The sequence below is a fragment of the Sphingobium sp. TomMM7A genome (assembly GCF_055397305.1).
In genome coordinates this window covers 709,645-727,979 of sequence record NZ_AP027312.1, presented here as the reverse complement: position 1 = coordinate 727,979, position 18,335 = coordinate 709,645, and the positions used below count along the sequence as shown (strand labels likewise).

The window sequence follows — 18,335 nt, the reverse complement described above, 5'->3', positions numbered from 1 at the left end:
TACCATGCTGAATGCTGCGTCGCCCGCCCGCGCCCGATCACAATGGGCTACCACAATCGTCGGATGCCTGATCGGCATGATCGGCCTTGCGCTTGCCATTGGCGGGGCATGGCTGCTGATCCTTGGCGGGTCGCCCTATTATCTGATCACGGGCGTGGCGATGATCGCCTCGGGCTGGCTGCTGTACAGCCGCCGAATGCTGGGCGCATGGCTCTATGTCGCGGTGGTCGCCGCAACCATTGCCTGGGCTTTTTGGGAAGTCGGCGCAAACGGCTGGGCGCTCGTCCCCCGCGTGATCGCGCCGCTGATCTTGTTGGTCGCCGTTCTGCTCGTCATGCCGCTAATGTCATTTCGCGCGGATCGCTGGAAGCTGGCAGGCGGGGCGATTGCCGCCGTCATCCTCCTGACTGCCGTCACCGGCTTCACGCTGAGCGACGTCAACGAACATGAGGTGCTGGCCGCCCTGCCCGCCGCATCCACCATGATGAGCGACCCGGCACTGCGACAGGCGGGTGCCGACTGGCCCGCCTACGGGGGATCGGAAAGCGCCCGGCGCTTCACGCCCCTCACGCAGATCACCCCCGCCAATGTATCCTCGCTGGAGCAAGTCTGGCTGACGCACACGGGCGACATGCCGTCAAAGGCTGCCAAGGGGACCTATGGCGCAGAGAACACGCCGCTGAAGGTCGGCAACATGCTCTATGTCTGCACGCCCAAGAGCATCGTCGTCGCGCTCGATCCAGCCACCGGACATCAACGCTGGCGTTTTGATCCCCGCGTGCCCGATACGGCCATTCCCTACACCGCCGCCTGCCGGGGCGTCAGCTATTATGAGGTGCCCGGCGCGGCGGCGGGCCAGGCCTGCGGCAGAAGGATCATTTGGGGAACGCTGGACGCGCGCCTGTTCGCGATAGACGCGCAAACCGGAAGGCCGTGTGAGGATTTCGGGTCGAACGGCCAAGTCGACACCAAGATCGGCATGGGCGAAACGCCAGCCGGCTATGTCTCGATCAACTCACCTCCGACCATCGTGCGCGGCGTCGTTGTGACGGGGCATCAGGTGCTGGACGGGCAGGATCGCTGGGCGCCTTCCGGGGTGATCCGGGGCTTCGATGCAGTGACGGGGAAGCTGCGCTGGGCATGGGACATGATGCATCCCGACTGGGATGGCTATCCCCCGCCGGGACAGACCTGGGCGCGCGGCACGCCCAACATGTGGACGATCGCAAGCGGTGACGAGCAACTGGGCCTTGTCTATCTGCCCATGGGCAATGCGGCCGCAGACTATTATAGCGGCCTGCGCCGTCCGCCGGAGAATTTCTATGCGACATCGCTGGTGGCGCTGGACGCGAACACGGGTCAGCCACGCTGGCGGTTCCAGGCCGTGCGCAAGGACGTGTGGGATTATGACTTCGGCGCGCAGGCGACGCTGGTCGATTATCGCGGCACGCCCGCTTTGGTCCTGCCAAGTAAGCAGGGTGACATCTACATCCTCGATCGCCGCACCGGTAAGCCGCTGACGCCCGTGGGCGTGATGCGCGCGCCGGTCGGCGGCGTCGAGCCGGGGCAGCGCTCGCCGGTCCAGATCTATTCCGGCTGGCACACGCTGCGTAAACCGGATCTTACCGAACGCGACATGTGGGGCATGTCGCCGATCGACCAGATGATCTGCCGGATCCAGTTCCGCCAAGCGAGCTACAAGGGCTTCTACACGCCACCCGAGAGCAACAGGCGGTCCATCCAATATCCAGGCTATAATGGCGGGACGGATTGGGGCGGCATTGCCGTCGATCCCCGGCGCGGCGTGATCGTTGCCAACTATAACGACATGCCAAATTATGTGCGTCTGGTCCCTCGCAAGGAGGCGAACAAAAAAGGATGGGCGCCGCGCCAGCAGGCGCGGGGCAAAATCGGCGGGGCGGAGGGAGCGGGCGATCCGCAGGCCCATACTCCCTATGCGATCGACGTGAATGCTGGATGGCGGCTGAAATTCACCGGCATGCTATGCAAGCAGCCGCCCTATGGCGGCATTCGCGCGATTGACATGGCGAGCGGCCGGACGATTTGGGATCGGCCCTTTGGCACTGCACGAACAAATGGTCCTTTCGGCATACCCTCGATGCTGCCGATCACCATCGGCACGCCCAATAATGGCGGCGCAGTCGTGACCGCGAGCGGTCTCATTTTCATCGCTGCGGCGACTGACAACCTGATCCGCGCCATCGACCTCGCCACGGGCAGAACCCTTTGGCAACGGAAACTGCCTGCCGGAGGCCAGGCGACACCAATGGTTTACGAGGCGCGTGGGCGCGAATATCTCGTGATCGATGCGGGCGGCCACCATTTCATGGAGACGCCAGTGGGAGATTCTGTCGTCGCTTATGCTCTTCCATAAGCTGAGGTCGGCACCGCCCAACAGCCTCTAGATCACCAGATCGGATTGCAGTGCGCAGGCTGCGGCATCATAACAAGATGCGCTGTGAGCGCAGTTTCGGTCGTACTCATTCCCCAGATGTGCAGGTCATGCACGGCTTCCACCCCCTGCAACTGCTGAAGCTCCTGAAGCACCTTCCCTGTATCGATTCCCGCCGGTGAGGCTGAGGCTCATAGCAGTTCGTCCACTCGGACGAACCACTCGATCCGAACGAGATTACCTTCAGGCAGTACCGGGTTCTGCTGATATTGAGCTGAGAAAGCTTGTGGGCCCATCTCGCGGCGGATGCGCGCGAGATCTTCTTCATTCTCCCGGTTGGGATTGAGGAGTTCGCCCACGCCCCGCTGATGAAAGCGGCCCGGACCAATGGCGATCCTCTCGTCCTTCTCAGCTCTGGCGGGCAGGATCAGCGTCTCATAACCCTTCTCCATTAGATAGGCAGGCAGGTCATCCTCATGCAACCGCTGCTGGATCGAGATGATCGCGCCCGAACGCTTGTCGTTGAGACGACTCAGCAGCGTATTGTCGAACCAGCGCCGCACATGTTCGCGCGCGGCCGGGCTGAAGGCTTCATCGGCCATCATGAGGTCATCGACGATGATGAGGTCGGCGCCATGGCCCGTCACCGAACCACCGAGCGACACCGCCTTGCGCACCCCGCCCGCCGTGGTCACGGTTTCCAGCTGCCGGTTGCCGCCATCCTTGATCCGCGTGCCCGGAAACAGGGTCTGATACCAGCCGCTCTCCATGATGGTGCGGCAGCCATCGGCGTGTTTGCGCCAGGTCCTGGCTATAGGTCGCCACCATGATCTTCATCGAGGGCCGATGCCCGAGCATCCAGGCGGCAAAGGCCACCGCGGTCGTGATCGACTTCAAATGCCGCGGGGGAACCGCGATCAGATAGCGGGTGCGCGCCCCCTGCCCTACTCCTTCAAGTCCGTGGCACATGGCGTGAAGATACCAGGCTGTGTCCAGCGGCCGCTCGCCTGGATGCAGCGTCTCGAAGACCTTCATGAGGAAGGGCAGCAGGTGCTGGCGGCGCAAGGCCGCCAGCACATTGATTTGCCGCGTCATGATATGGCGCTCCCCGGCCGCTGAATTTCCGCCACGAACATGGCGAGCGTCGCCGCGTCGGTGGCGCTGAGCGGCGCCTCGTCGACCGGCAGGTCGATCGGCTCGTCGGGCATGACCTGCTGGTAGAGCGCGAACATCGACTGGAACGCCCTGAACTCGCCCTTGGAAGCAGACTCGATGAGCTTCATCATCATCGCTTCGATGCGGGTGACGCGGTTTTCGCCGCGCGCGGTGCGGACGCTGATCTTTTCAGTGAGCAGCTTGCGCGCGATCGTCTTCAGGCTCTTGGCACCTTTGGGCTGGCCCTTGGGATTGCCCGACTGGCCCTTCTTGAACTGGTTTTTCCTCGGCGGCTTGCCATAGCCGACCTCGTAGGCCCGATGAGGTTCGGCGGCTGAAGCAGGCGGCGGCGCGCCCGGTGTTCGCTTGGCGGGAACGATCCTGCGGCGCGGTCGCGCGACAATCGCGGCAGGGCGGGAGGCGGCGCCGTCCTTATCGACGGCGCCTGTTTCATTGTTCGTCATAGCTGCGCCCGTCACTCTCGCGGATGGCGCTGTCTCCGTTCAGCGTCTCCCAACGACGGATCGCCAGATCGACATATTTGGGCTCGATCTCGACCCCAAAGCAGCGCCGCCCGGTCCGCTCGGCGGCCAACAATGTCGTGCCCGAGCCGAGGAAAGCGTCGGTGACGATCTGCCCTGGATGCGATATGTCGCGGATGCACTCAGCAACCAGTGCCACGGGCTTGACCGTGGGATGAGATTCCAGATCCTCCATCCGGCCCTTGCCGAAGCTGTTAATGCCGGGGAAATCCCAGACGTTCGCGCGATATCTTCCGTGCACGCCCAGCATGACATTGTTGATGTGCGGGGCGCGACCCTTTTTGAATATGAAGATGAGCTCATGCTTTGATCTATAAAGGCTCCCCATCCCCCCGTTGGACTTGTTCCAAACGCACATGTTGAGCAGCGACAACCCCACCCTGCGCGCGGCAGTCTGCAACTCATACATGTGCCGGAAGTCCATGGCCGCGGCAGTGATGGAACCGTCGACCATGTGCGCGGTCATGCGTTCGAGGAACGTCGCTAGGAATTCGATAAACTCCGCCTCGCTCATCTCCCCTGAGGCCATTTGGAACTCCTGGTGCTTGACCTTGCCGCTGCCGCACACAAAGCCATTGACGGGCACGTTGTAGGGCGGATCCACGAAGGACATCAGCGCCTGCTCGCCGTTCAGCAGCCGCACCCAGTTTTCTGCCTCCAGGCTCGAACCGCACAGGAGACGGTGCTTGCCCAACAGCCACAGGTCGCCCGGCCGCGCGACGACGTCGGCGGACAAGGGCAGTTGCTCATCGGCGGGATCGGCCTTGGCTTGCGCAACGGAGGGCGAGGCATCAAGCAGGATCTCGACCTCGGGGATGTCCCAGCCCATGGTTTCGACGCAGCTGATCTCGTCAATCTCGATGATCGCGCGCAGCTCGTCGCTGAGCAATTCCATGTCCCACTGGCTGAGCGTGCCCAGCTGATTGTCCGCAAGGCGATATTCGCGCACCTGGGCGGGCGTCAGATGATCAAGGCAGATCATGGGTATGGCGAGCAATTGCAGCCGCCTGGCCGCTTCCACCCGCGCGTGCCCCGCGATGATCTCACCGCTGCCCGTCACCAGCACCGGCTGGTTGAAGCCGTGCCGGCGCATCGACGCCATCAGCTCCGTCATCTGCTTTTCAGGATGTTTACGCGGGTTGCGTTCATAAGCGATCAGCTCGGCGGGCGCGCGCATTGCAATTGGACCGCAGTCCACATGGATCGCGGAAGCGGGAGTTGCGAGAGCAGCTTTGGTTCGAGAGTTAGTCATGTTCAGTTCCACATAGAAGGAAGTGAACGGCCGTCTCCCTCCAGCGTCCACACTGGCTCCTCGCCAGCGCCTATAGGCTCAGGGAAAATGTAAAACGGATCAAGATGGCTAAAGAGAAATATAAAAGTTGAAAAAATGCAGAAATATTGTACTATATTCACGACTTCTTACTTTTTATGTCAATCGCTTTTATTAGGCGACGTCACCTCTTCACTGAAACATACTATGCATGTGAGCGCTTCTAAAAGCGCCCTGATCTTTTGCGTCGGCCCGCGGGGACGCGGCAAGCCCCTCCCCTATTTCACCTGATCGCGCGCCGCCCTGTTTCTGGTCGGCCGCTGCCAGTTCCCGACTGTAAACCCCCTGTTATCGACAAGATTTTCCCTGTTAGCCGCTTTAGGGAATTTGCTCTGAAAACCGCCTGAATCCGGGCGTGTGCGCATGCCTCAGTCGCCGCGAATGGCATGAATTTTCGGAAATTCGCTGTAAAAGGGCTTGGAGCAGGGAATTTACAGACGGAGAGGGGTTCGCTCAGGACTGGTTCCTCAGCCAACTATCCTGCATGTTCAGCCACTTCCAGCCCGGCTCTGCGACGCGGTCGAGAATGGCGCGGTTCCGCGCGCTTTTGGTGGTGGATTCGAAATCCGGTACACAGAGACACGGGTGTTCGCCCGCTAGAACCACAAAAAAGGCCCCGCGTCTCACGAGGCCCTTTCAGGTGGTACACGATTTTTGAAGTGGCGGCGTTAAAAGCCGAGCGCCTTCCGCTGGCTCTGCCATTCAAGCGGGATTCGGGGCAGCTGCATCAAGCGGCGTGTGGTGAGAGCTGGCGGATGCCGCCCCTCGACGATCGCGCTCACGATGTCAGGCGCGAGGAAGGCGAGCAGCGCCACCCGCTCCAGCTTGCGATCGCGCGATCCCGCGCCGACCGCGAACAGCTGCTGCCGCGCCGCCTCCGCCTTCGCCAGCAGCGCAACAAGGGTCGGGTTGACCTTGGGTGGCCCTTCCTTTTCGGTGCGCAGCACGAGCTTCAGATTATGCCCATGGCGATCCGGCTTGGTCGGAATGACGATTGGGATGCGAACGCCATCATCTTCGGCCGGGGGCGCTGCCTTCTCCAACAACGCAACCAGCAGTCGCTGGCTGATCGAGCCCTCGATCCGATCGGGATGAACGCGGATCGCGATGCCCAGCGATTGCAGCTGCTGCCGCAGCTCGGCTTTGCTCGCTTTTTCCATCTTCGCGGCTACGACCTGCGCGACATGGCGGCGCCGCACAATCGCCTGCGCCTCGACCTGTGGCAGTGTCATGATGGTCCGCTCGTCGGCAAGCAAGCTGCTGGTCGCATCTATCACCGCGCGCTCCAGTTCCGCCGCCGACAGACGAAGCGCGGCGGCCTTCATGCCCGCATCATCAACGGCGGCCGCCATGCTGGAGACATAATAGCGGTAGCGCCGCTGCTTCTTGACCGCATGGCTGGGCGACATAGGCCGATCGAGATGGTCGCGGATCAAGCCGGTAAGTAGACTGCCATGCCGGCCATTGCCGCGCTCGCGCTTGATCCCAATCGCAGCCTAGCGCTTGTCCTGCATCGCGTCCCACAGCGCCTGATCGATGATGGCTTCATGCTCGCCTTCATAGATAACCTACGCTGACGTACAAGAAGGATGCAGATCGACTGATCCTCAGGGACGTTCGTGCGCGGCTTGATGCTTTGAGGATGAACTTGCCTTGGGCCGATTGGCCTATGGCTGTCATGAACTCAATTAGCGAACATCCTGAGTGGTATCGACATCATCTGCCGGATCCGATCGAAAGCGTGAGGCTTTTTCTTACGGCGGGAGGGGGTAGATATGACCGAGACAGAAAAGCCTTTTGAGTTCATCGGAAATCTGGCGTCGGGTGAGTGACGACTACTCAACATCGAGCGATTCCACTCAAGGCCAAAACGGCTCATCTGCAGGCGACCAGAAGAAGATGGTGGCCATGGTCCTTGGTTCCCTAGACTTGCCGATTATGTAGGGCTTGGAGGTGAGAATAGCTGACGAAGGGCGGTGGGCAGGACTTTGCGGCGGTTATCGCACGCCTTATGATCCACGCAACGCAATCGGCAAACTGCGCGACGGGGACGCTAAGATTGCATGGGGCGAGCTTTGGCAGGAACTGTATCATCAAGGCGATGTTGGAGAGGCGTCTTATGCCGCTGTGCCATTGCTCGCGGAGATGCATGAAATGCGAGCCGTCCCCGATTGGAATACCTACGCCTTGGTGGCGACTATCGAAGAGGCACGTCATAATCCCAATAATCCAAGATTACCTGAATGGCTGGTGGATGATTACCATGCGGCTTGGAAGAAGCTGCAAAAGGTCGCAATGGAGGAGCTACCGGCATCGTCGGAGGCCGAATTGACAGACAGCATCATTGCCGTCCTGGCGTTTGGGAAAGGCCGTATCAGCCTTGGCCAGATGGCAATGCTTGCCGACGATGAGCGTAAGGAAATGCTGGAAAATAGCGGCTGGGGCTGATGCCGACCAGTTCCGGACATTTAGCGGTCAATTATCGCCCCGGGTATCTGATTATGTGAGGGAGTCCGATCAGCGGGTATCTGACCAGACCTTAAGTTGCTGTGCTAACAACCATTCCTACTCCCGGCGGCTGGATTGGAACCGCATCTCGACCCCGTTGCTTGCTGGCACCGTCATCGCCCAGACTTTCTTACCTGGTTTGTCCATCACCCGTCCAGTAAAGCTGCTGAAGACCCTGCCGCCATTCAGCGGGAAATCCATCTCGAACCGTACCGGAAAGGGGTTGGCATTGCGCACGACCAGCGTGTGGCGGAAACCGCCTTTACCATCCTTGATCTGCTTCTGCTCCAGCGTGACGTTGCTCGCCTCGCCAAAGGGCCATTCGACCTCCTCGTCCACAGCCTTGTCGCCCGCCGCGCTTTCACCGACATACATGCGTCCCCATCGACTTTTCTGGTAAAGCACCGAACGTCCTGCCGGGAGCGGATCGCCTAAACCATCTTGCTTGCGATTGCGGAAACGGAACAGCATCTGGACCTCGCCCGGCTCATCCCACTCCATCTGGGCGCGATAAATGAGGCTGCCCTTCACCTTGTTCTTGGCCAGAAAGGCCACCTGCTTCTGTGACCGCGAAGCGATGGTGACGGAAACCGGAATGCGATAGAGTTTGAGATCACCGAGATTTTCCGCCTTCGCCACGACGGAAAAGGCCATCGGGGCCGACTGCATAGCTTCCTGACGCCGTTGCGCAGTTACGATGATATCGTCGGCACCCATCATCATGGCCACAGGTGCTAAGAGCGGCGATGGAGGCGGCGATTGATAGCCAACATCACTCGTCGTCCCGGCTGGCCAGCAGTCGCTGAACCTGTTCAGATCGCGCGCCTTGTCGAATCCGCGTTCCCCCGTATCGTCGCGGCTATCTTCCGAACGGTTCACTCTTCCCGCCACCGCAGAGGCTTTCGCGTCGGGAAAGCTGGTGTCGTCGGCGCTGACGAGCGTCAACCAACCGATGATCTCCAATGACTGCCCGTCCGGCGCCAACGTGCCGACATAAGTCGCATCCCAGTCGAAGCCCGTGGCGATATAGGCCAGCGTAATGGTCGCCGACCCTCCCGGCTGATCCTTCGTCGTCATCGTCAGCACCGGTTTGGCCGACAGGGTCGGCGGTGCACCAGGATACAGCAACGTCTGGCGGAGGCCCGAACAATAGAGCGCCTCCACTCCGCGAGGCGTTGTCACCACCAGGCGATCGGCGGCGGAGCGAACCGTAGCCTTTTCCTCCACCGGCTTGCCCGTCGCCGGGTTCGTGCGGCGCAAGATCACCTGCTGCCCGGTAAAAGCGTCCACCAGCCCCCTTTGCGATAGCAGCGCCGCATCCCGGTTTCGCTCACGTGGGGACGTCCCGAACAATATGGCGGACTGCGGCACGATGCCGCTTGCCACACCTTCGAACCGGACCACTGTCGGGCCGGGTGGCAGCGTGACCGTACGTGTCTCCGCCACCAGCGCAAAGGCGCCGGGCTGATCGCGATCGATCGCGTCCTCCTGCCGGTCAGGATCGCGATAGAGGGTCACCGCCACCTTGTCCGGCGCGGACGATATCACCACCGGCGGTTGCGCGCCCGCGATGGAGGGCCCCCACAATAGCGGGATCAGGAGCAGCTGCAAAAACGGTCGCGCAACCCGGCGCATCACGGCAATTACCAAGGGGTCAGGAAAGTGGCGGTCAGCTCGATCTTGCCGTTGGCAGGCACCGGCACCACCCAATGTCTCATGTCTGCCGTCTCCTGTACCCCCTTGATGCTCTCGTCTGTCACGCGCAGGTCGCGCCACCACCACCAGCGCCCAAGGCCGGACTGGACGACATCGACATTTACCGGCACCGGTTTGGCGTTGGTAACGATGTAGCGCATCTGCGTGCGGTAATATTTGTCCGGCCGCTCTCTATAGCTTTCCAGCTTGCGGCCATCGGAATAAATGACCCGCCAGCGATCCGTCTGCGTCCACTCATCGCTGGTGATGACACCGCGCTTTTCCACCACTGGCTGCACTTTTACATCAAAGGCATCGCCCGTCCGCAACGCCAGTGCCGAACCGCCCGGCGTGTGAGGGATGGCGCTTTCACCTACGAACTGCGCTTGCCCGCGCGTGTCGCGCATATAGACGCGCACCGTTCCGGCAGGCAGCGCCTCGCCGATCCCGGCCGCTTTGGCATTGGAGAATTTCAGCACCGACGCCGCGCTTTCGCCCTGTTCCTTGCTCACCATCCAGTCGTTGCGATATTCATAACCGCGCGCTGCGGCGACACCCGACGCGTCGAGGAAACTCACCTGCTTTGTCTGGGCATTGGCGATCGTGGTGCGTCCCTCGATCGGATAGACGTGGAAGTCGCCCAGTTGCTCGCCCTCACCACTCTCGATCCCGGCCTGATTGCCGCGCGGCTGAGGGCGACGGCTATCATAGCCATTGTAGCGCTGCTGCACTTGGCCCACTTCCCCCGCAACCAGCAGGGCACGGGCATTGGTGAAGGTCGTTCCCGTGCTGTTGTTGAGCGTGATCCAGCCCTGCAGGTCGAGCTTGCCTGCTTTCTCGTCAAACAGCGCGACATAATCCGATTTCCATCCCATGCCCGGCGTCAGATAGCTGAGCGTCACCGGGCGCACCCCGCCCCCTTGCGCAGCGTCAAGGGTGATGCTCAGCGTCGGTCGGGCACGCAGATTCGGCGGGATCGAGGAGAATATCACCCTAACCGGTAAGCCATCGTCTCGGAGCACTTCGATCTGGTCAGCAATCTTCAGCACGACACCGCCATTGGCCGCCAGCACCGTCGCCTGCTCCCGTGTCTCCACACCTGTGACTGGATTGGTGCGCAACAGGGTTATGGTCTGGCCTACGGCCTTCTGCATCAGGGAGGCCGGCGAGAGCAGATCATAGTCAAAATTCTGCTCAACGACACCTACGCCTTCGCCCGCCAGCGTGACGGTCTCCGGCCGGATCTGCGCGGAAACATCGGGAAATTCTTGGCGTGAGCGCCCAGGGGGCAGGCTGACGCGGCGCACATCCTGCACCAGCGCAAGGTTGTTGTTGTAAATGGTAACGGAAACATCACCCTGAGCACTGGGCGGCGTTTGAGCGAACAGCGGTGGCTGCGAGATCAGGGTAGCAGCTGAGGTGAATACAAGATATTTCAGCTTCATAGGCCCCCCATTACGATCTGAACTTGCCGCAAAAGGCTTGATAACTCCAGAGTAAATTTGCCGGGTCGCGCTGGTATTCTGTTACGGAGGTCGACCATTTTTTGCCATGCAGAGGTAGTTCGGCGTTTCCCGATTGCAGACATTCATTCAGCGAGGCAACCTGACTGTATCAAGCATGCATCCCTCGTCGCATTTTTGACAGGCCGCCTTTCGCCAGAAGCAGTTGGCGAGGAGATCGCCGTAGAAGTGGCGGCTTGCAATTCAGCGGTTCAAGCTGGTGAAAACGGCTACATCATCATCACCGACGGCACCTCTTTCCAAGTGACCTGAGAGGGTGCAAAGCGATTGCTATCTGCCGTAGCTGAAGAGCGATTGCCTTTTCGGCTAGCGAACTATCTCGCAGACTGCATCATCATTAGCGACGATTTCCACTTCGCTGATGAGGCCGTGCGGGAGGCAATAGTTTTTATTGAGGATGACAGCAGGCCGCCGACGCTCGATGAGACACGCGAGGAATTAGCAATGCTCGGGTGATCGTGAATGTCGGCAAGATCGCCCGCGCCAAAGCTGCCCGAGCAAAAGACCACTTGTGGACGGCAATGTCATTTGGCAGGCTGCCGCAATGCTGACATTCATTCGCTCCTTTAGGTTCGCGTTAGGGTTCGCGATGCTGTTGGGCGTGGTGGGATTTTTCTGGCAAAGCGATAGAATGACGCTGTGGGCGTTAGCGGCGACCGCCGCCTTCTGGGGGGTGATCGATTGGCTCGGCAGCAATGGCGAAGATCGACGCACAGGCCGCTGACGACCAGTTGCTGCCGCTGAATGACTAAAGCTCCTTGCCTAAAAGCGGCCATAACCTCAGGATCGTCGCATGGGGAGATATGCTGTAGTCGCGGCGGTATTGTTTGCCATCCAGGGGGCCTCGAGCCCAGCAAAGACGCCGTTGCCTAGGGCAGCGGATGTCCTGAGGGCCGAGCGCGCAGATTGGCAAGCGGCGATGTTGGGTATCGTTGGAAATGATGGGGCCACTGATCCGGATTTCTCGGGTAGTCCTCAGGCGATCTTCAATCTCAGATGCAGTGCCAAAGGGGCTGGACGCGCCTTTTGCAATTATGTGGTTACCGGTTTTCGCGGTTCGCATCGCCGGACTGGCAAACGACTTATGATCATGCGCGAATCCGGTCACTGGACGCGAGCCCTAGATGACGAGTAGCTATCGACCAAAGTTGTTCATTTGAGTGGCTAAGCGTCCATGCAGAAAGCGGACGTCGGACAGGGCGCCGCGCACGTCGCCAGGAAGGTCATCCTTTCTCCAAGCCCGTTTCGGTGGACAAACCGCATGATGTAGCTGGCATCATTATGGCCCACGTTGCACAGCACATTAAGCCAAAGATCGGCCCCGCATATCCATCAGGGTCGTAGGGCATCGAGGGAGCCCCGTCCCTCAGCCATTGCACGGAGATCGCTTTACCTAACAGCCAACCGGAAATGCCCAACAAGACGGTCGAGGCATGGCGATGTCGAACGAGCAAACGGCGTAGGGGCCAAGTGCAAGGTGCCACGACAAGGCCCATTACGATCAAGGTAATCGGCGTCCCTAGGAAGAAGGCCGGTGGACCAAAAAGGAGTAAGGCGACGGGAAGCCATGCCACGCTGCCTCTTACCTGCCCAAAGAGCAGTAGGAACGTGGAGTATGCAATGGCTGCCACCGCACTGCCCAATACGGCGGACATAAGGGCGCGTTTGAAGAATAGCTTTGCGTCTCGGCTCATAACGGACGTGATAAGGAAGTCGAAGGCGAAGCGCTACCACATCAACGGCGGCTTCCTACCAATTCCCGCCTGATAGCCGCCATTCCGCAAACCACCCAGCGTCGTCATTCCCCAGCCCTGAATTGCGTCATTTTACTGAGAAGCCGATAGTCCTTTCGCGAGCGGGGCAGCTGACAGGCAGATTTCCGAGCCCGAAGCGGACGACCCGCTTACCGGCGGCGCAAGGCCATTCGCGGTCGGGAGCGACAGCCCAGGGTGGCAAGGAGACTTTCCAGTTTTGGTGAGCAATATAATAATGGCTGACGTTCGCTTGCGGCACTGGGAGGGCCTAATGCATATCAGATATGACGACATCATTGATAAAATTTCCAAAGCGCCGATCTGGTGGCTGTATGGATTTCCTCGTTATCGCAGGTTCGCGCCCAACGATCTCAATGTCTATGCCCGCGAGGCAGTTCTGATGCGGGTCGAATGCCAGATGTGATATAAACAGTTCGATGTTGGCCAATACTCCCCAGACAAACGTTTCGGAGTTGAAGGTTTCCCGTATCACGATGATCCTCCGTCGCACGCTTCCGATGTTGAAGAATACTGTGGTGGGGAATCCATGGGGTTTACCGAATTACAAGTCCTGGAGTTCTGGAGACGAGCGCCTGATCATGTGACTTGGGTGCGCGACCGTTCGCGCGAGGTGGTTTGACCTAGGCTAGCGCGTCATTCCTATGTCTGCTTCAGAGCTACGCCGTAGGCAGGCTACAAGACAGCAAATGGTCGCCGTGCCGCCTGTAAGCTCGCCGAGCCTGAACCGGAATAGTAGGTTATCGCCATCACAGACTGATCCGCAACCTGCGCATGACGATGGTGGGTGGAGAGCGGAATGTCTGGTTCAAGATTGATCAACGTGGAAAAGTTCTTTTAATACTCCCACTCCATGCCTTTTAGCAACGCCGCAGTAATATCCCGCGCATCTAGTCTGATAGATGTCTGCTCAAGTCGCTCTGCGTTGGCATCAGAAAATAACCCGATGTAGGCACCGACGGGCACAATTTTGAGGCCGGGGCGGGCGCCATCCGGTCGCGTCAGCGTTGCCACCGATGCCGATTGTCCCTGCCACACCGCATAGGTTAGCGTGTAGGGACGCCCATGCCGATTGTCCGATTTGAATCCATAAATGAAAATTGTATCTGGGGCCTCACAACCGGTCCCTCCGACGATGCCGTTGGTCCGCTCGGTAGACCCACTTTGCCTATGATGTTCCAGCGCATCGATAAGGAGGTGGCCATCAAATGTGAACGCCTCGCGCAACGAGCAGAATTTTGTGGTGGGCCTTATAGTTAATTTGCCCAGCCGCTGAATATGAATTCGGCTGTCGTCAACAAATGTGACTTTCGCCAGCTTGTAGACGTGTGAAGGCATGGGACTCTTTTCGCAGCCTACGCAAGCCAAGCTGACTGCGAGAATGAAAGCTTTGCGGATCATGATTGCGGCTTATCATTAGAAGTGCCGTTAGAAAGTTAATGTACGTAGCTGGCGCATTCTATTCGATGTGTGAATGACCACAAATGGTCGTTTGCGGACGCCTCACTAGAAGTGGGGCATACCTTGCTAGGGCATGGTTAACGGGAGCAAGTCGCATAGATTGTAGAGGACAAAAATCTACGGAAAGTCGCGCATTTCTGCGGTTTTGTGTGGTCGCTTAACAGCTTGGCTTCGTTAACCCGCGCGCCCCCTGTTTTTGCGACTTCCGCCATTGCTCCAACAGGAGTTTACATTGAGCCGCAGCGAGAGGCGCAGGAATACAGAATGACTGCGTTCCAATCGAAGCAGCAGCGGGAACAACTGCATCTTTGGTGATGCCGCCGATCTTTTCGCATGAGGCTCCCGGCTCTGCGTCGTAGTGAACAATGGAGATCGTATAGTCTGGGCAAATGTCGCCACAAAGGTGATCATCCAAGACCATCACGCCATTATGCGTCCCCAGCCGTAAGCGGCCATGGTTGTTGTTTTTCGGATCGTCGAATTTGGTGGCTATGGAAGCCACATCAGCGTCGGTGAGCCTTCTCGTAGGCTCATCCTTGAAGAACGGGTCAGTGGGACGGCTTCCAGACCGGCCAATGAGGAAAATACAGCCCAGCACCAAAAAGATCGTAGCGAGTGCGATCCAGAAGGCCCAACGGTGCGATTTTTCTATGTCCAATTTCGGCTCGGATTCCTGTTTCGGCGTCATATCCGTTACACGCGATCATTTTAACATCCATTAATGCCCCGTTTGCAGTGCATGCCGATAACCTGTCATCACCCCCCTCAGAGCGGGCGACATTTTCCCTAGGCTATTTTTCTCCTAAGCATAATGTCGGCTGAAGATCATGTGCCCCTTTCGAGCAAGTCGCATAGATTGTAGATGACAAAAACCGCGCATAACTGGGATTTTCGGTTTCGTTAAGAAGACGCAGTTATGTCCGATTTGGGTGGAGTAGCGGTCAAAGCCAGACACCGGAGTAGGCCATCATTGCAATGAACCCGCACCAAAGTGTCCACAACGTGGCGGGCAGTGCAAGCACTAATGGAAACCATCTGCCGCCTATAGCTGTGTATGCAACGATGATGCCGACCGAAACCAGTTGAATGGTTACAAAAAGCAGAACCCTCACAGGAACATCGCCGTGCGTTTGAGACGGTCCGATCAGCATAGATAATACTACGAAGCCAAGGCTGATCGTCGCATGGCCGATGAAGTAAGCGAGAGGACGGAGCATTCACACCCGGGCTTTGAATGGTTTCACCATTTATTCGAGATACATGAATGTCCGCAAGTGGTCGATTTTACTCGGGCGGCTTACCCGCCAGGAAGCTGACCAACGGCTTAGCGGCAACAGGGATCGATTTGCGGACAGGGAACGACGATGCCGGGTGGCTTGCGGACTGGCGGGTTTCAGAGAAAAACATTCAAAAGCTGACGGCACGTCTAATGATCTGTTCGGTCGCCACCTGCTGTAAATACGGCCCAATATATTATGGCAATCCCAGCGATGCAGATAGCGACGGCTTCAAACCAAAAGGCGAATGGGTGTTCCGCGCGAGCAACACCATTTCCGCGCAAGTAAATAGCACCGTCACAGACGTTCCAGCCAAGAAATGCGAGGATGAGAATGCCCAGCGCGCCGACCGTTATCCGACGAGGCATTCCATATCGAGGCGGTCGTGGCGGCATCTGAGCCTTATCGCTTTCCTATGAGGTGTCCGCAAGTGGTCGTCATACGAAACGATGGGGATCAACAGGGGGCATGCCAGAAGAGGCCATGACGAAGTTCGGAGTAGCATTTTGCTGGCATTGGTAGGTCTTCCTGTCTTTTTGGGACCGCATAGCCGTAGCCACCATCAAGGCCCGGCTTCACCATAATATCAACGCCCCAACGATGTACTGTCACCATCTTCGGTTTGAGGCCCGCTATCTTCGATGGCAACTTCCTTATCGGGATATTTACCCATCCGTTCGGCGGGCTGATCGGATAATCTATCATCAATGATTGGGCTTCGCCTTCTATCGCGCGGAGCATCACAGGATCGGAAATCGGGGAAGTGCAACCGCTAAGAAATGTTGTGGCGAATGGCACTGCGACCGCAGCAATGAGCTTTCTCGATCGACCCATTGCGGAAGTAAAGCACATGGCAAGCGTGTCCGCTATGGGCAGGCTTGAAATAGCTTTGAAATGCAAGAACTGGTCGCGTGCCAACCGGCGGCTTCCATCGCCTCTAGGCGAAGCGTCATGCAGCCAACTTAGCGCCAGACCATTGCTATGCAACGGCCGTTATCGGACACTGCCGCAGCATATGAGACGGGCGCGTCGCTGGTCAGCTTACCGCTCTTTGCCGCGCTGCTTCAGAATGGCCTTCCCGCGCCGCCATGTCATGGCGCCGGATTGGCCGTCGGCTGACTGCAAGCGACGCCTCTTCCTCATGGTCCTGCGGCGCCCCAAGGTGACCGGCAACGGTTTGGCCATCTGCTCGCACGCGATCGCGAAAAAGGAAGCCGAACACCTCATGTAGCCACACCCGCCGGCCCATTCGATAATACCAACGGATGGCATGGCGAATTTTGGGATCGGGGTGCCAGGCCCACCGAAGCAGAGCGCGGGGGCGTAGCTGTGCCACCGCTTCGATCAGCTTCACCCATAGGAACAGGCGCAATGGCGCCATTTTCGCCATGCCAAGAACCTGATGTTTATAATCCCATTTGGTGGGGTCGGACTGCACCACGGGACGATCTTTCGCGATACGGAAGAAGGGCGTCCAGCGGTGTGGGGTTACATAGAGCGCCTGGATCTGGTCGGCGTCATAGGAAACAAGCTGCCTGAGGCCGCGAAACATGTCTACGTCCGCCTGGTCGTCAAATCCTGCCACCCAGGTAACCATCGAAAGAATGCCGTGGCGGCGGAGCAGTCGGATCGCTTCGCGGTCGCTGGCCGTCGCGCCCCCCTTTCTGATCAGCTTCAACGTCGCCTCGTCCGTATTCTCCATTCCCATCAGGAACCGCTCGAACCCGGCCTTCTTGTAAAGGTGAAGAATGTCCGCATCGCGGACGATGTCGTCAGCCCGGGTTGATCCAACCAGCGTCACCGATATGTCCTCGGCGATCAGTGCTTCCAGAAAGGCCTTCCATGGCTTCCTGCCAGCGCTGGGATTCTCGTCCGCGAAATTGAACACCTCCACGCCATGATCACGATGGAGCCCTGCAATTTCTCGAGCGAGCAGAACCGGATCGCGGTGGCGCCAGCGCGTCCAGAAGCCACGTTGACCGCAATAGTTGCACAGATGAGGGCATCCTCGGGAAAACTGGAGCACGACCGCGCGCTTGCCACCCCAATAGCTGTAGCGCGCATGATCGATGAGTTCCCAACCTACGCGATAGGCGTCCAGATCGGTGATCACGGGCGCTGCCTCGGTAGCGACAGGCACACCATCCTGGCGATAGGCGATACCGGGAACCTCCTTCAGAGGTTCGTTCCGCGAAATTGCCTGCATCAGGCGGCGGCCCGTCTCTTCGCCTTCTCCCCGCACAATCGCGTGGACATGCGGTTCCTGCGCGAGAATTTCGCGCCAGAAATAGGTCGGGTGAACGCCGCCATAAATTATGGCGGCCTTGGGCAGTGCCAACGAAACGGCGGCCGACACCCTTGAAATGATCGGGTGTCCCGATGATGAACCGGAATGACCGAACAGGACCGCGTCCGGCGAACGCCGAACGACCTCCGCAATGAGATCGTCCAGCGGCATCGGACCAAACTCAGCGTCGATCAGTTCCACGCGGTGGCCATCATCGATGAGGGGGCCACCCACACAGAGCAAGCCGAAGGGAGGCAGTTGCTCCTTGGGGATGCGGCTTCCGATTGCCGGATGGGGGACGTTCACCAGAAGGATATACAAATTAGCGACTCTCGGCTCTATTAATCTTCGTCTGTCATGGGGTGGTCAAGG

17 protein-coding genes and 1 pseudogene are annotated in these 18,335 nt (G+C 59.0%); 7 read left to right on the top strand and 11 right to left on the bottom strand.

What is annotated here, in order from left to right; all coding sequences use genetic code 11:
- Window positions 1–4: 4 nt before the first annotated feature.
- Complete coding sequence (locus tag ACZ5ZH_RS15990; protein WP_464772988.1) at window positions 5–2,395, top strand: membrane-bound PQQ-dependent dehydrogenase, glucose/quinate/shikimate family; 2,391 nt, start codon at window positions 5–7, stop codon at window positions 2,393–2,395.
- Between the two features lie 68 nt (window positions 2,396–2,463).
- On the opposite strand, the pseudogene ACZ5ZH_RS15985 reads toward ACZ5ZH_RS15990, so the two are convergent.
- The 5 genes and pseudogenes from ACZ5ZH_RS15985 to ACZ5ZH_RS15965 all read right to left on the bottom strand — a co-directional run.
- A pseudogene (locus ACZ5ZH_RS15985) lies at window positions 2,464–2,598 on the bottom strand (cation transporter dimerization domain-containing protein); the annotation flags it as partial.
- A gap of 6 nt (window positions 2,599–2,604) precedes the next feature.
- Complete coding sequence (locus tag ACZ5ZH_RS15980) at window positions 2,605–3,183, bottom strand: hypothetical protein (protein WP_464772987.1); 579 nt, start codon at window positions 3,181–3,183, stop codon at window positions 2,605–2,607.
- Between the two features lie 321 nt (window positions 3,184–3,504).
- Window positions 3,505–4,032 carry a DUF5681 domain-containing protein gene (locus tag ACZ5ZH_RS15975; RefSeq protein WP_464772986.1) on the bottom strand — a complete coding sequence of 176 codons (528 nt, stop codon included), beginning with the start codon at window positions 4,030–4,032 and terminating at the stop codon, window positions 3,505–3,507.
- On the bottom strand, window positions 4,019–5,287 hold the full coding sequence (locus ACZ5ZH_RS15970; RefSeq protein WP_464772985.1) for a site-specific DNA-methyltransferase: 1,269 nt from the start codon (window positions 5,285–5,287) through the stop codon (window positions 4,019–4,021). Before ACZ5ZH_RS15970 ends, ACZ5ZH_RS15975 begins: the two co-directional genes overlap by 14 nt.
- Before the next feature lie 821 nt (window positions 5,288–6,108).
- Complete coding sequence (locus ACZ5ZH_RS15965; protein ID WP_464775230.1) at window positions 6,109–6,876, bottom strand: hypothetical protein; 768 nt, start codon at window positions 6,874–6,876, stop codon at window positions 6,109–6,111.
- Window positions 6,877–6,894: 18 nt separating this feature from the next.
- Here ACZ5ZH_RS15965 and ACZ5ZH_RS15960 point away from each other — a divergent pair, with 18 nt between their 5' ends.
- Together ACZ5ZH_RS15960 and ACZ5ZH_RS15955 are read left to right on the top strand one after the other, a co-directional pair.
- The gene (locus ACZ5ZH_RS15960) at window positions 6,895–7,017 is read left to right on the top strand and encodes a hypothetical protein (protein WP_464772983.1); all 123 of its coding nucleotides are present in this window, start codon (window positions 6,895–6,897) and stop codon (window positions 7,015–7,017) included.
- 376 nt (window positions 7,018–7,393) lie between these two features.
- Entirely contained in the window at window positions 7,394–7,888 is a 495-nt protein-coding gene (locus ACZ5ZH_RS15955) for a hypothetical protein (protein ID WP_464772982.1), read from the top strand.
- Between the two features lie 117 nt (window positions 7,889–8,005).
- Here the strand turns inward: ACZ5ZH_RS15955 and ACZ5ZH_RS15950 are convergent, their stop codons facing one another.
- Window positions 8,006–9,535 (bottom strand): DUF4139 domain-containing protein, encoded by a 1,530-nt coding sequence (locus ACZ5ZH_RS15950; protein ID WP_464775229.1) that lies wholly within the window; start codon window positions 9,533–9,535, stop codon window positions 8,006–8,008.
- 56 nt (window positions 9,536–9,591) lie between these two features.
- Window positions 9,592–11,088, bottom strand: a complete 1,497-nt coding sequence (locus ACZ5ZH_RS15945; RefSeq protein WP_464772980.1) for a DUF4139 domain-containing protein — start codon at window positions 11,086–11,088, stop codon at window positions 9,592–9,594.
- 589 nt (window positions 11,089–11,677) lie between these two features.
- Here ACZ5ZH_RS15945 and ACZ5ZH_RS15940 point away from each other — a divergent pair.
- The 3 genes from ACZ5ZH_RS15940 (at window position 11,678) to ACZ5ZH_RS15930 (ending at window position 13,344) form a co-directional block, all read left to right on the top strand.
- A complete protein-coding gene (locus tag ACZ5ZH_RS15940) occupies window positions 11,678–11,890 on the top strand; it encodes a hypothetical protein (RefSeq protein WP_464772979.1) in 213 nt (70 codons plus the stop codon).
- Window positions 11,891–12,786: 896 nt separating this feature from the next.
- The gene (locus ACZ5ZH_RS15935; RefSeq protein WP_464772978.1) at window positions 12,787–12,933 is read left to right on the top strand and encodes a hypothetical protein; all 147 of its coding nucleotides are present in this window, start codon (window positions 12,787–12,789) and stop codon (window positions 12,931–12,933) included.
- 222 nt (window positions 12,934–13,155) lie between these two features.
- Entirely contained in the window at window positions 13,156–13,344 is a 189-nt protein-coding gene (locus ACZ5ZH_RS15930; protein ID WP_464772977.1) for a hypothetical protein, read from the top strand.
- Between the two features lie 431 nt (window positions 13,345–13,775).
- Here ACZ5ZH_RS15930 and ACZ5ZH_RS15925 read toward each other — a convergent pair whose 3' ends face one another.
- Window positions 13,776–14,339, bottom strand: coding sequence for a hypothetical protein (locus ACZ5ZH_RS15925; protein WP_464772976.1), 564 nt, complete (start codon window positions 14,337–14,339; stop codon window positions 13,776–13,778).
- A gap of 217 nt (window positions 14,340–14,556) precedes the next feature.
- The gene (locus tag ACZ5ZH_RS15920) at window positions 14,557–15,087 is read right to left on the bottom strand and encodes a hypothetical protein (RefSeq protein WP_464772975.1); all 531 of its coding nucleotides are present in this window, start codon (window positions 15,085–15,087) and stop codon (window positions 14,557–14,559) included.
- Window positions 15,088–15,663: 576 nt separating this feature from the next.
- On the opposite strand from ACZ5ZH_RS15920, the gene ACZ5ZH_RS15915 reads away from it, so the two are divergent.
- On the top strand, window positions 15,664–16,095 hold the full coding sequence (locus ACZ5ZH_RS15915) for a hypothetical protein (RefSeq protein ID WP_464772973.1): 432 nt from the start codon (window positions 15,664–15,666) through the stop codon (window positions 16,093–16,095).
- Between the two features lie 37 nt (window positions 16,096–16,132).
- On the opposite strand, the gene ACZ5ZH_RS15910 is transcribed toward ACZ5ZH_RS15915, so the two are convergent.
- Window positions 16,133–16,594 (bottom strand): hypothetical protein, encoded by a 462-nt coding sequence (locus ACZ5ZH_RS15910; protein WP_464772972.1) that lies wholly within the window; start codon window positions 16,592–16,594, stop codon window positions 16,133–16,135.
- 118 nt (window positions 16,595–16,712) lie between these two features.
- Window positions 16,713–18,284, bottom strand: a complete 1,572-nt coding sequence (gene bchE, locus ACZ5ZH_RS15905; protein ID WP_464772971.1) for a magnesium-protoporphyrin IX monomethyl ester anaerobic oxidative cyclase — start codon at window positions 18,282–18,284, stop codon at window positions 16,713–16,715.
- Between the last annotated feature and the right edge of the window lie 51 nt (window positions 18,285–18,335).

What these genes read in the sequence shown, in the direction of transcription:
- ACZ5ZH_RS15960 (WP_464772983.1), top strand. Translation starts at nt 6,895, where the DNA reads ATGCCGGCCATTGCCGCGCTCGCGCTTGATCCCAATCGCAGCCTAGCG.
- ACZ5ZH_RS15930 (WP_464772977.1), top strand. Translation starts at nt 13,156, where the DNA reads ATGGCTGACGTTCGCTTGCGGCACTGGGAGGGCCTAATGCATATCAGA.
- ACZ5ZH_RS15990 (WP_464772988.1), top strand. Translation starts at nt 5, where the DNA reads ATGCTGAATGCTGCGTCGCCCGCCCGCGCCCGATCACAATGGGCTACC.
- ACZ5ZH_RS15970 (WP_464772985.1), bottom strand. Translation starts at nt 5,287, where the DNA reads ATGCGCGCGCCCGCCGAGCTGATCGCTTATGAACGCAACCCGCGTAAA.
- ACZ5ZH_RS15975 (WP_464772986.1), bottom strand. Translation starts at nt 4,032, where the DNA reads ATGACGAACAATGAAACAGGCGCCGTCGATAAGGACGGCGCCGCCTCC.
- ACZ5ZH_RS15945 (WP_464772980.1), bottom strand. Translation starts at nt 11,088, where the DNA reads ATGAAGCTGAAATATCTTGTATTCACCTCAGCTGCTACCCTGATCTCG.
- ACZ5ZH_RS15915 (WP_464772973.1), top strand. Translation starts at nt 15,664, where the DNA reads ATGTCCGCAAGTGGTCGATTTTACTCGGGCGGCTTACCCGCCAGGAAG.
- ACZ5ZH_RS15980 (WP_464772987.1), bottom strand. Translation starts at nt 3,183, where the DNA reads ATGGAGAGCGGCTGGTATCAGACCCTGTTTCCGGGCACGCGGATCAAG.
- ACZ5ZH_RS15925 (WP_464772976.1), bottom strand. Translation starts at nt 14,339, where the DNA reads ATGATCCGCAAAGCTTTCATTCTCGCAGTCAGCTTGGCTTGCGTAGGC.
- ACZ5ZH_RS15920 (WP_464772975.1), bottom strand. Translation starts at nt 15,087, where the DNA reads ATGACGCCGAAACAGGAATCCGAGCCGAAATTGGACATAGAAAAATCG.
- ACZ5ZH_RS15935 (WP_464772978.1), top strand. Translation starts at nt 12,787, where the DNA reads ATGGCTGCCACCGCACTGCCCAATACGGCGGACATAAGGGCGCGTTTG.